General features: G+C 60.4%; 11 protein-coding genes. 2 read left to right on the top strand and 9 right to left on the bottom strand.

Features of this window, described 5'->3' with window-relative positions; all coding sequences use genetic code 11:
* Positions 1 to 59: 59 nt before the first annotated feature.
* From ACCD02_RS05070 to ACCD02_RS05040, 7 genes are all read right to left on the bottom strand, one after another.
* Positions 60 to 2,012 (bottom strand): acetyl/propionyl/methylcrotonyl-CoA carboxylase subunit alpha, encoded by a 1,953-nt coding sequence (locus ACCD02_RS05070; RefSeq protein ID WP_413299040.1) that lies wholly within the window; start codon positions 2,010 to 2,012, stop codon positions 60 to 62.
* On the bottom strand, positions 2,009 to 2,821 hold the full coding sequence (locus ACCD02_RS05065) for a gamma-carboxygeranoyl-CoA hydratase (RefSeq protein ID WP_413299038.1): 813 nt from the start codon (positions 2,819 to 2,821) through the stop codon (positions 2,009 to 2,011). Before ACCD02_RS05065 ends, ACCD02_RS05070 begins: the two co-directional genes overlap by 4 nt.
* A gap of 3 nt (positions 2,822 to 2,824) precedes the next feature.
* On the bottom strand, positions 2,825 to 4,432 hold the full coding sequence (locus ACCD02_RS05060) for a carboxyl transferase domain-containing protein (RefSeq protein ID WP_413299036.1): 1,608 nt from the start codon (positions 4,430 to 4,432) through the stop codon (positions 2,825 to 2,827).
* A 26-nt stretch (positions 4,433 to 4,458) separates the two neighbouring features.
* Positions 4,459 to 5,622 (bottom strand): isovaleryl-CoA dehydrogenase, encoded by a 1,164-nt coding sequence (locus tag ACCD02_RS05055; protein WP_413299034.1) that lies wholly within the window; start codon positions 5,620 to 5,622, stop codon positions 4,459 to 4,461.
* A gap of 682 nt (positions 5,623 to 6,304) precedes the next feature.
* Positions 6,305 to 7,204, bottom strand: coding sequence for a hydroxymethylglutaryl-CoA lyase (locus ACCD02_RS05050; protein WP_413299032.1), 900 nt, complete (start codon positions 7,202 to 7,204; stop codon positions 6,305 to 6,307).
* 37 nt (positions 7,205 to 7,241) lie between these two features.
* Positions 7,242 to 7,637, bottom strand: a complete 396-nt coding sequence (locus ACCD02_RS05045; RefSeq protein ID WP_413299030.1) for a MerR family transcriptional regulator — start codon at positions 7,635 to 7,637, stop codon at positions 7,242 to 7,244.
* A 132-nt stretch (positions 7,638 to 7,769) separates the two neighbouring features.
* Positions 7,770 to 8,717 carry a LysR family transcriptional regulator gene (locus tag ACCD02_RS05040; protein ID WP_413299028.1) on the bottom strand — a complete coding sequence of 316 codons (948 nt, stop codon included), beginning with the start codon at positions 8,715 to 8,717 and terminating at the stop codon, positions 7,770 to 7,772.
* Between the two features lie 157 nt (positions 8,718 to 8,874).
* On the opposite strand from ACCD02_RS05040, the gene ACCD02_RS05035 reads away from it, so the two are divergent.
* Positions 8,875 to 10,107 carry an acyl-CoA dehydrogenase gene (locus ACCD02_RS05035; protein WP_413299026.1) on the top strand — a complete coding sequence of 411 codons (1,233 nt, stop codon included), beginning with the start codon at positions 8,875 to 8,877 and terminating at the stop codon, positions 10,105 to 10,107.
* 150 nt (positions 10,108 to 10,257) lie between these two features.
* On the opposite strand, the gene ACCD02_RS05030 is transcribed toward ACCD02_RS05035, so the two are convergent.
* Together ACCD02_RS05030 and xthA are read right to left on the bottom strand one after the other, a co-directional pair.
* Positions 10,258 to 11,616, bottom strand: a complete 1,359-nt coding sequence (locus tag ACCD02_RS05030; protein WP_413299024.1) for a substrate-binding domain-containing protein — start codon at positions 11,614 to 11,616, stop codon at positions 10,258 to 10,260.
* A 106-nt stretch (positions 11,617 to 11,722) separates the two neighbouring features.
* Complete coding sequence (gene xthA / locus ACCD02_RS05025; protein ID WP_413299022.1) at positions 11,723 to 12,535, bottom strand: exodeoxyribonuclease III; 813 nt, start codon at positions 12,533 to 12,535, stop codon at positions 11,723 to 11,725.
* A gap of 139 nt (positions 12,536 to 12,674) precedes the next feature.
* On the opposite strand from xthA, the gene ACCD02_RS05020 reads away from it, so the two are divergent.
* Positions 12,675 to 13,316 (top strand): GNAT family N-acetyltransferase, encoded by a 642-nt coding sequence (locus ACCD02_RS05020; RefSeq protein ID WP_413299020.1) that lies wholly within the window; start codon positions 12,675 to 12,677, stop codon positions 13,314 to 13,316.
* Positions 13,317 to 13,367 lie beyond the last annotated feature (51 nt).

Raw genomic sequence — 13,367 nt, 5'->3', positions numbered from 1 at the left:
GACGCAAATGTCGACCAAAGATGCGATTCGCGGGCAAGCCTCGCTCCAACGGCATTGCGTCAGTCTTCTTGACTCAGTTCCACCAACACTGTGCCTTCGCTCACCATCTCCCCCTCACTGCAATACAGCGCCTTGACCGTGCCGGCCTGCCTGGCGCGGATGCTGTGTTCCATTTTCATGGCTTCCAACACCACCAGTTGCGTGCCGGCCTCGACCGGCTGGCCGACCTCGACCAATACCCGCACGATGCTGCCGTTCATGGGCGCGCTGAGGCCGCCTTCCGGTGCATGCCGGGCGTCGACGGCGGCTATCGGGTCGTAACGGCGGATGGCATGCAGTTCACCTTGCCATTGCAGGTACAGGGTCGCACCACGGCGCAGGGCCAGGTGCTGGCGGCGGATGCCGTTCTGCTCGATCGACAGGTGCTCGCCTTGCAGTTGCATGCTGCCGCTGGCAGGGCGGACGCATTGTTGCTGATCGTTACAGCTCAGGTGCAGATCGATCTCCGCAGGCAGTCCGACGCGCAGGCCATCGCTCGCCGTCCAGGGGGAATGGGCATCGTCCTGACGGATGCGCCCGGGTTCGCTTTGCAGATAAGCCGCAGCGGCTGCCTGCCAGAACCTGTCGTCCAGTGGCGAGGGCGGTGGCAGCAGGTCGGCCTGATAGTGCGGAATGAAACCGGTGTCCAGTTCGGCCGCAGCAAAGGCCGGGTGGCTGATGATTTTGCGCAGGAAGCGCAGGTTGGTCCTGACCCCGGCCACCAGGAATTCGTCGAGCATGGCCAGTAGACGCAGGCGCGCCTGTTCGCGGTTTTCGCCCCAGGCTATCAGTTTGCCGAGCATTGGGTCGTAGAAGGGAGAGATGCTGTCGCCTTCGGCAACACCGCTGTCGATGCGCCGACCGATGCCAGGCTGCGACTCGCGATAGACTTCAAGATGGCCGGTGGCGGGGAGGAAGTCATGGTCAGGGTCCTCGGCATACAGGCGCACTTCGATGGCATGGCCGATCAAGGGCACCTGTTCCTGAGTCAAAGGCAGTGGCTGGCCCTGGGCTACACGAAGCTGCCATTCCACCAGATCCAGGCCGGTAATGAACTCGGTCACCGGGTGCTCGACCTGCAGCCGCGTGTTCATTTCCATAAAGAAGAATTCGCCCCGCGAGTCGAGCAGGAATTCCACGGTTCCGGCGCCGACATAGCCGATGGCTTGTGCCGCCCGCACGGCGGCTTCGCCCATGGCCTCGCGCAGTTGCTGATTGAGGCCGGGAGCCGGGGCTTCTTCGACGACTTTCTGATGACGGCGCTGAATCGAGCAGTCGCGCTCGTTGAGGTACAGGCAATGGCCCTGTTGATCGGCAAAGACCTGGATCTCGATATGCCGGGGCTTGAGCAGGTATTTCTCCACCAGCATGCGCGAGTCGCCAAACGAAGACAGCGCCTCACGCTGACCTGAAGCCAGGGCTTCGGCCAACTCGTCGGGATGTTCCACTACCTTCATGCCTTTGCCGCCGCCACCGGCGGTAGCCTTGAGCAACACCGGATAGCCTATGCGTTCGGCGGCGGCACGGAAGGTGTCGATATCCTGGGCTTCGCCATGATAGCCCGGCACCAGTGGTACACCGGCTTCTTCCATCAGGCGCTTGGCTGCGGATTTGCTACCCATGGCGTCGATGGCCGAGGAGGGCGGGCCAAGGAAGATCAGCCCGGCCTGCTCCACGGCCCGGGCGAATCCGGCGTTTTCCGAAAGAAAGCCGTAACCGGGGTGAATCGCCTGGGCGCCGCTGGCCTGGGCGGCGGCGATCAGTTTGTCGATCATCAGGTAGCTGTCGGTGGCCTTGCTGCCGCCCAGGTCAACGCGGATATCGGCTTCGCGGCTATGGCGGGCTTCGCGGTCAATGTCGCTGTGTACGGCGACGGTGGTCAGGCCAAGCTGTTTGGCGGTGCGCATGATGCGGCAGGCGATTTCGCCACGGTTGGCTACCAGCAGGGTGGTGAGTGTGGTCGGGGCGCTCATGGGCGCGACTCCTTTTTCCGGGGCTGCCAGTTGGGTGGACGCTTCTCGAGGAAGGCACGCAGACCTTCCTGGCCTTCGCCGCTGATACGGATGCGGGCTATGGTGTTTTCGCAGTAGCGACGGCGCGCCGCAGTCAGCTCGCCATCGCCCATTTCCCGTAGCAAAGCTTTGCTCGTGCGCATAGCCTGGGGGCTGTTGAGCAGCAGGTTGTCGATCCATTGCTCGACCTGTTGCTCCAGCTCCACTGCCGGGTAACATTCGGCAATCAAACCCAGTTGCTGCGCCCGCGCACCGTCAAAGCGCTCGGCGGTCAGGGCATAACGCCGCGCCGCTCGTTTCCCCATGGCTTGCACGACAAACGGACTGATCACTGCCGGGGCCAGGCCAAAGCGCACTTCCGACAGGCAGAACTGCGCGTCGTCGGCGGCAATGGCCATGTCGCAGCAACTGATCAGGCCCAGGGCCCCGCCAAAAGCCGCGCCCTGGACCACCGCCAGGGAAGGCATCTTCAGGCGTTCGAGGTTGTACATCAGCTCGGCCAGTTCCCGGGCGTCATCCAGATTGGTGTTGTAGTCGAGGTTGGCTGACTGCTGCATCCAGGCCAGATCGGCGCCGGCGCTGAAGTGTTTGCCACGGCCGCGAATCAGCAGGAAGCGCAGGCTCGGGTCAGCCTGCAACTGGTCCAGGGCGACAATCAGCTCGCGGATCATCTGGGCATTGAAGGCGTTGTTTTTTTCCGGGCGGTTCAACCACAGAGTCGCGAAGCCGCGCGGATCGCCAATCAGTTCGAGGGTATGGAAGTCGCTCATGGGTCACATCCGGAAAAGGCCGAAAGTGGTCGGCTCGATAGGGGCGTTGAGGGCGGCGGACAGGGCCAGGGCCAGAATGTCGCGGGTCTGTGCCGGGTCGATGACACCGTCGTCCCACAGCCGGGCGCTGGAGTAGTAGGGATGGCCCTGATGTTCGTATTGATCGAGTATCGGTTGCTTGATCTCGGCTTCCTGCGCGGCGCTGAAGGGCAAGCCGTTGCGTTCGGCCTGTTCACGCTTGACCTGCACCAGCACCCCGGCGGCCTGCTCGCCGCCCATCACGCCAATCCGCGCGTTGGGCCACATCCACAGCATGCGCGGGTCATAGGCGCGGCCGCACATGCCGTAGTTACCGGCGCCGAAGCTGCCGCCGATGATTACGGTGAATTTCGGCACCTTGGCGCAGGCGACGGCGGTGACCAGCTTGGCGCCATGCTTGGCGATGCCGCCGGCCTCGTATTTCTGCCCGACCATGAAGCCGGTGATGTTCTGCAGGAACAGCAGGGGAATGCCGCGCTGGCAGGCCAGTTCGATAAAATGCGCGCCTTTCTGGGCCGCTTCTGCGAACAGAATGCCGTTATTGGCCAGGATGGCGATGGGGTAGCCGTGCAAATGGGCAAAACCGCAGACCAGGGTGGTACCGAACAGCGCCTTGAACTCATCGAAGACCGAGCCATCGACCAGTCGCGCAATGACTTCACGCACGTCGAAGGGGTGCTTGGCGTCGGCGGGTATCACGCCATACAGCTCGTCGCCGGGATACAGCGGCGCGATGGGCGCCAGGCTGTTGAGGCGGCCCTGCTTGTGCCAATTGAGGTTGGCGATGCAGCGCCTCGCGAGTTCCAGGGCGTGCTCGTCGTTATCGGCGTAGTGGTCGGCAACCCCTGAAGTGCGGCAATGCAGATCGGCACCGCCCAGTTCCTCGGCGCTGACCACTTCGCCAGTGGCGGCCTTGACCAGTGGCGGCCCGGCGAGAAAGATCGTTGCCTGCTGGCGGACCATGATGGTTTCGTCGGCCATGGCCGGGACATAGGCACCACCAGCCGTGCAGGAACCCATGACCACGGCGATCTGGGCGATGCCCTGGGCGCTCATGTTGGCCTGATTGAAGAAAATCCGCCCGAAGTGCTCGCGATCCGGAAACACTTCGTCCTGACGTGGCAGGTTGGCGCCGCCCGAATCCACTAGATAGATGCATGGCAAACGGTTTTGCTGGGCAATGGTCTGGGCGCGAAGGTGCTTTTTAACCGTCAGGGGATAGTAGGAGCCGCCTTTTACCGTGGCGTCATTGGCGACGATCATGCACTCGACGCCTTCGACCCGACCGATGCCGACGATCAGTCCGGCAGCCGGCACCTCTTCGCCATAGACCTCATGGGCGGCCAGTTGCGCGACTTCCAGGAAAGGCGAGCCGACATCGAGCAGGCGGTTGATGCGCTGCCGTGGCAGCAGCTTGCCGCGAGACGTATGACGCTCCTGGGCGACCTGGCCACCGCCCTGATGGATTTTGCCCAGCTTCTGTTGCAGGTCCTTGACCAGCTCCAGCAGGCTGGCGCTGTTCTGAATGAATTCCGGCGAACGCGCATTGATATGAGTCGGCAGGATAGCCATGGGTTACTCCAGTCAGTCCGGTGGCTTCAGCGGGTTTCGTTGAACAGTTCGCGGCCGATCAACATGCGCCGAATCTCGCTGGTGCCCGCTCCGATCTCATAAAGCTTGGCGTCGCGCAGAAGGCGTCCGGCGGGGAATTCGTTGATATAGCCGTTGCCACCCAGAATCTGGATGGCATCCAGGGCCATTTGCGTGGCGCGCTCGGCGGTGTAGAGAATCACCCCGGCGGCGTCCTTGCGCGTGGTTTCGCCGCGCTCACAGGCCTGGGCCACGGCATACAGGTAGGCGCGGCTGGCGTTGAGCTGGGTGTACATGTCGGCAACCTTGCCCTGGATCAACTGGAATTCGCCGATGCTCTGGCCGAACTGTTTGCGATCGTGGATATAGGGCAGCACGACGTCCAGGCAGGCCTGCATGATTCCGGTGGGGCCGCCGGAGAGCACCACGCGCTCATAGTCCAGGCCGCTCATCAACACCTTGACCCCGCCATTGAGGGCGCCGAGCAGATTTTCCTCGGGTACTTCGACGTCATCGAAGAATAGCTCGCAGGTATTGGAGCCGCGCATGCCCAGCTTGTCGAATTTGTTGCCACGGCTGAAGCCTTTCCAGTCGCGCTCGACGATAAAAGCGCTGATGCCGTGGGCGGCCTTTTCCGGCTCGGTCTTGGCATAGATTACGTAGGTATTGGCGTCAGGGCCGTTGGTGATCCAGGTCTTGCTGCCGTTGAGCACGAAGCGATCGCCACGCTTGTCGGCGCGCAGGCGCATCGACACGACGTCGGAGCCGGCATTGGGTTCGCTCATGGCCAACGCGCCGACATGTTCGCCGCTGATCAACTTGGGCAGATACCTGGCTTTCTGCCCGGCATTGCCGTTGCGCTTGATCTGGTTCACGCACAGATTGGAGTGAGCGCCGTAGGACAGCGCCACCGAGGCAGAGCCGCGGCTGATTTCTTCCATGGCCACTACGTGGGCCAGGTAACTCAAGCCGGTGCCACCGTATTCTTCCTCCACGGTAATGCCCAGCAGGCCCATATCACCGAGTTTGCGCCAGAGGTCGGCAGGGAACAGGTTGTCCCGGTCAATCTGGGCAGCGCGAGGAGTGATTTCAGCGGCGACGAAGGCTTTTACCTGGTCACGCAGCATGTCGATGGTTTCGCCCAGGGCGAAATTCAGGCTGGGGTAATTCATAAAGGGGCAGTCCTGTTGTTATTGGCTGGATGGCTATGACCTTTACGTTAACGTAAACCTGTTGCGGGTTGAGGTCAATTGATGAGTGCATGGCGGATAGGGGGGGCGAGGAGATTGTAGGAAGGATGTTGGAAAGCACGAAGGGGAGCCTAAGCTCCCCTTCAAGTTTGTTTGCATGCTCTTTTTGTTTTGGGTGGCCTATTGTTGTTTTTGGCGACCTGCCCTCTGGCTGCTTTGTAAGCGACCCCCATTCGGGGTCAAGAGCAAACGTATTTTTTTGAGCGCTGATGCTGCTTTCATCTGCTTCTGGCGAAGCCCGATCCAACCTGTCTGTCGCTACCTTGGGGTAGTTTTATTGTTCTGTGCCAGGTCGCGAACCCAATGGGTTCCGTAAAGCCATCCACTCCAAAAAAATCTGTTAGCTGCGTCTCTGTCCGTGTTGTTCTTGTTGTGTCAGAGCCGATACGTATTGTTTTTATTGGGGTACTGCATGCTTTTTTATTTTTGTTGTACCGAAGATATAGCAGAAGCCGTGCCAGTTTTTATAAGTCCTTTAAAAACAATGAGTTGCCGGTTTCTCTGTTTTTCTCGGCCCGTTTTCCAGGGCTGAATCTGTTTCCGTGTTACCCGTTACAGGGTGGCGATGGCCTCAGGGTAACACTCTGTGACAACTTGTCGCACTTCAGGCCGACAAACGAGCTCGCGCCACTCTGGAGCCATTGGTCCGGCCCAAAGCTTTCGAAATGCCCTGGCCGGCGGCTATCAGGCGATCCAGGTCAACACCGGATTCGATGCCCAGGCCATTGAGCATGTACAGCACGTCTTCGCTGGCGACGTTGCCGCTGGCACCTTTTGCGTAAGGGCAGCCACCCAGTCCGGCGACCGAGCTGTCGAAAACGCTGACGCCTTCCAGCAGGCTGGCGTAGATATTGGCCAGGGCCTGACCATAGGTGTCATGGAAATGCCCGGCCAATTGCTCGCGCGGGACATGAGCCGCCACGACGTCCAGCAGGGTGCGGGTTGCCCCCGGCGTGCCAGTGCCGATGGTATCGCCCAGAGATATCTCGTAGCAGCCCATATCGAGCAACTCACGGGCAACAGCCGCGACCTGTTGCGGGCTGATAACACCCTCATAGGGGCAGCCCAGCACGCAAGACACATAGCCGCGCACCTGAATGCCATGAGCGCGCGCGGTATCCATGATCGGCACGAACCGTTCCAGGCTCTCCTTGATCGAACAGTTGATATTGCGTTGCGAGAAGGCTTGCGAAGCCGCCGCAAATACCGCGACCTCCCGTACTCCGGCGGCAAGGGCGTCTTCGAGACCTCGCAGGTTCGGCGTCAGGGCCGAGTAGATGACTCCCGGGCGCTTCCCGATAGCGGCGAAGACCTCTGCGGAGCCGGCCATCTGTGGCACCCACCTGGGCGAGACGAAGCTGCCGACTTCAATGTGGCGCATCCCGGCGTCGGTCAGGTCATTCACCAGGTTGACCTTGTCGGTGATGCTCACCGGGTTGGCTTCGTTCTGCAGGCCGTCGCGAGGACCGACCTCCACCAGACGCACGGATTGAGGCAGGGACATGACGGGCTCCAATTAATTACTTTTCGAGAAATATTTCTTAAGCTATTGAACTTAAAGAAATCTTTTCAAGTTCGGTGCGGCATCGCTCTTCGGCGGTATCCAGTTCCAGCTGCATTTGCTGGATGTCGAGCAGTTGCTGTTCCAGTTGCCCGCGACGTTCTTCGATCTTGCCGAGCATGGTGGTCAGTTGCTTCTGATTGCCGCCGCTGGGATCGTAAAGCTCAATGAGTTCGCGGCATTCGGCCAGGGAGAAGCCGATGCGTTTACCCCGCAGGATCAGCTTGAGGGTGACCTTGTCCCGGGCCGAGTAGATCCGCTCCAGGCCACGTCTTTCGGGGGCGAGCATGCCTTGCTCTTCGTAGAAACGGATGGCCCGGGTGGTGATATCCAGCTCCCGGGCGAGGTCGGAAATGCTGTAGGTCTGACTGCTCATGGCAAGGCTCGATGGAAGCGTGCCATTAACCTAAGGTGTGCTTGACGTATACGTCAAGCATGCTGCCTGCACATTTGGCGATATTCGTTATTCTCGAAAATACTTTAATTGGTGCTATCTGTTCTAAAACAATTAGATAGCGTTTGATTCCAAGGTTTTTTCGAGCTTCTTCTCTTGGGCCGTGACCCATTGACACAGCTCAATGATCTGCTCGCGCATCCAACGGTTGGCCGGATCCTGGTCGGTACTTTCGTGCCAGTACAGGTGAGTTTCCACGGTGGGTACGTCGTTGACCGGGACATAGACATAGTGCAGGTCATTACGCCGTGCAAAGCGCTCCGGCACGGTCATGACCATATCGGTTTGCTGCAACACCTGGGACGCCATCAGGTAATGCTGCGAGCGCAGGGCGATCTTGCGCTGGATGCCCATCTTGCCCAGGGCCAGATCAACATGACCGAGGCCGCTGCGACGACTGGAAATATGAATGTGAGTCAGGGACAGGTAGTCATCAAGAACGAAGGCCTCCTTGTGCGCCAACGGATGGCCCTTGCGCATGGCACACACGTAGCGGTCTTCCATCAGCTTGACGTGACGCACCTGCGGGTCTGTGTTGAGCGGTGCGTCGACGGCGAAGTCAAGACGCCCGGCGGCCAGTTCCTTGGTGGTCTCGCGACGCTTGGAAAGGAAACTCTCGATGGTCACGGTGGGCGCCAGGCGACGCAGGCGCTGGAACAGCAGCGGCAGGATCACCGCTTCGGTGAGGTCGGTCATGCTGATGCGGTAGTTCTTGTTTGCCTGCAACGGATTGAAGATGCGGCTTTCCTGCACCGACACACGCAGCAATGACAGGGCATTGCGCACCGGGCCGATGATGTTCTGGGCCATGGGCGTCGGCACCATGCCTTGGGCAGTGCGCACGAACAGCGGATCGTTGAAGGTTTCACGCAGGCGGGCCAGGGCATTGGACACGGCGGGCTGGGTAATGCCGACAATCTGGCCGGCGCGGGTCAGGTTGGCTTCGGTGTAGATCGCGTCGAAGACAATGAATAGGTTCAGATCGACCTTGCTCAGGTTCATGGGGCGCCTTCCTTATTGTTTTTGTGAACTGCTCAATCAGTCGATCATATATCGGTTATGAATGTTTATACACGCTGAGAATAGGTTAGATAAATGCAGATCGCTGCTCTAGCATCGTTTCCATGACAACCGATCCCTCATTGCGAAGGTAGCTCTCATGGATTTTGCGTACTCCCCCAAGGTTCAGGAATTGCGTGAGCGCGTCACCGCGTTTATGGATACCTATGTTTATCCGGCCGAGCCGGTGTTCGAGCGTCAGGTCAGTGAAGGCGACCGCTGGCAGCCGACGGCGATCATGGACGAGCTCAAAGCCAAGGCCAAGGCCGAGGGCTTGTGGAACCTGTTCCTGCCGGAGTCCGAGCTGGGTGCGGGCCTGACCAACCTTGAATATGCGCCTTTGGCGGAAATCATGGGTCGTTCATTGCTGGGGCCGGAGCCGTTCAATTGCTCGGCGCCGGACACCGGCAACATGGAAGTGCTGGTGCGTTACGGCAGTGATGCGCAGAAGCGCCAGTGGCTGGAGCCGCTGCTGCGCGGGGATATCCGCTCGGCTTTCGCAATGACCGAACCGGATGTGGCCTCGTCCGACGCTACCAATATGGCCGCTCGTGCTGAACGCCAGGGCGATGAATGGGTGATCAACGGTCGCAAATGGTGGACTTCCGGCGCCTGCGATCCGCGCTGCAAAGTGATGATCTTCATGGGGCTCAGCGATCCGGACGGCCCGCGTCATGCCCAGCACTCGATGATTCTGGTACCCACTGACGCACCGGGGGTAACCATTGTGCGCCCCCTGCCGGTGTTCGGTTACGACGACGCGCCCCACGGCCACGCCGAAGTGCTGTTCGACAACGTGCGCGTGCCTTATGAAAATGTGTTGCTGGGCGAGGGCCGGGGCTTCGAGATTGCCCAGGGGCGCCTGGGCCCGGGTCGAATTCACCATTGCATGCGCTCCATCGGTATGGCCGAGCGGGCGCTGGAGTTGATGTGCAAGCGTGCGGTCAGCCGCGAAGCCTTCGGTCGTCCCCTGGCGCGCCTGGGCGGTAACGTCGACAAGATCGCCGACTCGCGCATGGAGATCGACATGGCCCGCCTGCTGACCCTCAAGGCGGCGTACATGATGGATACCGTCGGCAACAAGGTGGCGAAAAGCGAAATCGCCCAGATCAAGGTGGTGGCGCCCAATGTCGCGCTGCGGGTGATCGACCGGGCTATCCAGATCCACGGCGGTGCCGGGGTGTCCAACGACTTCCCGCTGGCCTACATGTACGCCATGCAACGCACCCTGCGCCTGGCTGACGGCCCGGACGAAGTGCATCGCGCGGCGATCGGCAAGTACGAGATCGGCAAGCATGTACCCAAGGAGATGTTGCGTAGCGAGCGACGTTGAGAAAGGCATCACTCCCGTTGTAGCAGGAGCGATGTCCGTGGGGCCGGCTTTAGCCGGGAAAGGGCCGGTGTCTTCGCGATATTTCCGTGATCAGACAGGCCGCGTCCCGGCTAAGGCCGGTCCCACCTGTTGTGTATGTATCACTTGCCGCTAATTGACCCACACCTCAACCCGACGATTCTTGATCCGCCCGTCGTCGACATCGTTGGCGGCCACTGGCATTTCGTCGCCGAAACCGAGTACATCGTTGGGGTTGACGCCGTTTTTCATCAGCTCGCGCCGTACCGCCATGGCCCGCAGTTTCGACAGCAAGGTCGCGCGAGCCGGATCATCCTTGGCGTCACCGAAGCCCACCAGCGTGACTCGCTGATCGTGGCGGTCGCGTTTGTTCAGGTAGTCGGCAACCCTCTTGAGATCACGTTGCGCCTTGCTGTCGAGGCGGGCGCTGCCCTGGGCGAAGCGAAAATTGACAGACAAACGCTCGGCCTGGCGGGTCAGGGCCTGATATTGCGCGGGCATCTGCGCGGTGGGTTGCACCTTGATCGGCTGCACGGTCTGGGCGACAAAACCGTTCTGCGCGACGATGGCCTGGCCTTCCGCACTTTGTGCGAAGGCTACCAGGGCCTGAGCCCAGGGTTGATGCAGTTCGGCAGGCAAATAGAAGTACAGACGCCGCGACAGCGGGTAGTCCTCGGTGGCGATCAGGCTGATGGTTGGCAGCATGGCTTTGGAGTCACCGTCGATGATCGCCAGGGCCTTGGCCCGGCGCACGTAGGGCAGGCCGATAAAACCGATGCCCTGGCGATCCTGGCTGACTGCGTCGGACAGTTGCTCGCTGGACTCGAAGCGCCTGGCCGTGCGTGAAAGGCTTTTGCCATTCCTGGCCAGTACCAGCTCGCTGAAGGTATCAAAGGTGCCGGACTGTTCATCCCGGGCGTACAGGTGAATGGCGCCCCCGGTGCCGCCGACTTCTTCCCAGTTCTGCACCTGTCCGGAGAATATCTGCGCCAGTTGCACAGTATTGAGCTCCCGCAGCGGATTGCCGGGATGGAGGATCACCGCGACGCCGTCTATGGCGATGGTCTGCTCGGCCTTGGCGCTGCGCAGATCGCCGATGCCGCTCAGCTCGCTGATTTCCTTGTCCTTGATCGGTCGGGAGGAGGCGGCCAGATCGGCGCTACCGGCCTTGAGTGCGGCAAAACCTGTGGTCGAACCATGGGCCGCCACGCTGACGCTGACGATTTGCCCATTCGTGGCCGTGGCGATGACGTTGACTTCGTTGGCAGTATTGCCCGGTTCGCGATGCACTTGTTGCAGGCCTTGTTTGCGCAACAGCCCTTCAACCAGGGCGGGCCCCAGTTCCGCACCGATGGTGTTGGAGCCCTGGATACGCAGGGCGGTCGTGCCTTGGGCAGGCAAGGGCAGAGCCGCCGAAGCAGCGACAGAAAACACCACTGCGCCCAGCAGCGCCAACAGTGAAAGGGTACGAAAAGTAAGAGTGCGCGGCATTTGCGGCACCTCTGCAGGACAGAAAGTGCCGGGAGAATAAGACAGTCTCGTTGCGGGAATATGACGGGCGGTGACAAAACTGTCCCGCTGGTCAGATCACGCTGGCTTAGCTCAATTCCAGCCAGATCGGCGCATGGTCCGAAGGCTTTTCCATGCCACGCAGTTCGTAGTCGACGCCCGCTGCCTTGATCCTTGGCTCCAGGCCCCTGGAAGCCATGATCAGGTCGATGCGCAGGCCACGCTTGGGCGAGTCCTCGAAGCCACGACTGCGGTAGTCGAACCAACTGAACTGATCAATCACTTCGGGGTAGAGGTGACGGAAGCTGTCCACCAGGCCCCAGGCCTTGAGGCGTTCCATCCACTCGCGCTCTTCCGGCAGGAAGCTGCACTTGCCGGTCTTCAGCCAGCGCTTGGCATTATCCGGGCCGATGCCGATATCACAATCCTGGGGAGAGATGTTCACGTCGCCCATGACCACCAACGGCTGGTCGTTCTTGAACTGGCCTTCCAGCAACTGCTGCAGATCGTTGTAGAAACGCTGTTTGGCCGGGAATTTGGTCGGGTGGTCGCGGCTTTCGCCCTGGGGGAAGTAGCCATTCATGATGGTCACCGGCAAGCCGTTGGCGTCGGCGAAAGTGCCCCAGATAAAACGCTTCTGGGCTTCTTCATCATCGCCGTCGAAGCCTTTGTGCACGGTCAGTGGTGCCTGGCGCGAGAGCAGGGCAACGCCGTAGTGGCCTTTTTGTCCGTGAAAGTGCACGTGGTAGCCCAGTGCTTCGATCTCGGCCTGGGGAAATTGCTCGTCGGAGACCTTGGTTTCCTGCAGGCCAATGACGTCTGGCTGATGCTTGTCGATCAGTGCTGCCAGTTGATGCGGTCGGGCACGCAGACCGTTGATGTTGAACGAGACGATTTTCATGGCGTGCGATCCTGACGAAAAAACGCAAAGCCTAGCCGATGCTACGCTGCAAGAACAGGGTTGAACTGTCAGCGGCGCCCGTTACTCGAAGCTTGTAACGCTGCACCCATGACAGCGCGGTATTAACGAGGTCCACTGCATGTCCGAATCCACTGCCGACGTTCGCCAGCTCGACAGCACCTACAGCCGCGAGACACGTTCACTGCTGTATCACGCCTACCGCCATGAACCGAGCTTTGCCTTTTTATTCAACGCCCAGCGGGCCGGCTACGAGCATCGAGTGCGGGCTACGATTCGCGAGCTGGTCAATCAGCATTTCCTTCAGGACCTGCCTGCCATGGGGCTGTTCGTTGAAGATCGCCTGGTGGGCGTCGCCCTGATCACGCCGCCCCAGCGTCGTCTGGAAATTACCGAAAGCTGGGCGTGGCGCCTGCGCATGGTCTGTAGTGCCGGCTTCAACTGTACCCGGCGTTATCTGGAGTATCACCAGGACGTCCAGGCCTGCATCCCCTCCGACGCTGTGCATGTCCTGCCTTTGTTGGGCATTCATCCGGAATATCAAGGGCATCATCTGGGGGAGCAATTGATGGCAGCGTTGCATGCGTGGTGTGCGGTCGATGAGACGTCCAAGGGTGTCGTACTCGACACTGGCAACCCGAACTATCTGGAGTTCTATAAACGACAGGGCTATGAGGAAATTGGAGAGGTCGCTGTAGGACCGGTCCGGGAGCATGTGTTTTTCCACGCAAAGCCTGGAGTTCCCGCTGCAGCGATGGCCTAACGCTATGAACTATCGGGCATTTGTCAGGTTCTAGTGCTTCTTGTCACCCGT

The organism is Pseudomonas sp. Pseusp88 (assembly GCF_047303955.1).
Classification (GTDB): Bacteria; Pseudomonadota; Gammaproteobacteria; order Pseudomonadales; family Pseudomonadaceae; genus Aquipseudomonas.
Note: the sequence above shows the minus strand (reverse complement) of the source record. Positions and strands in the feature narration are given on the sequence as shown.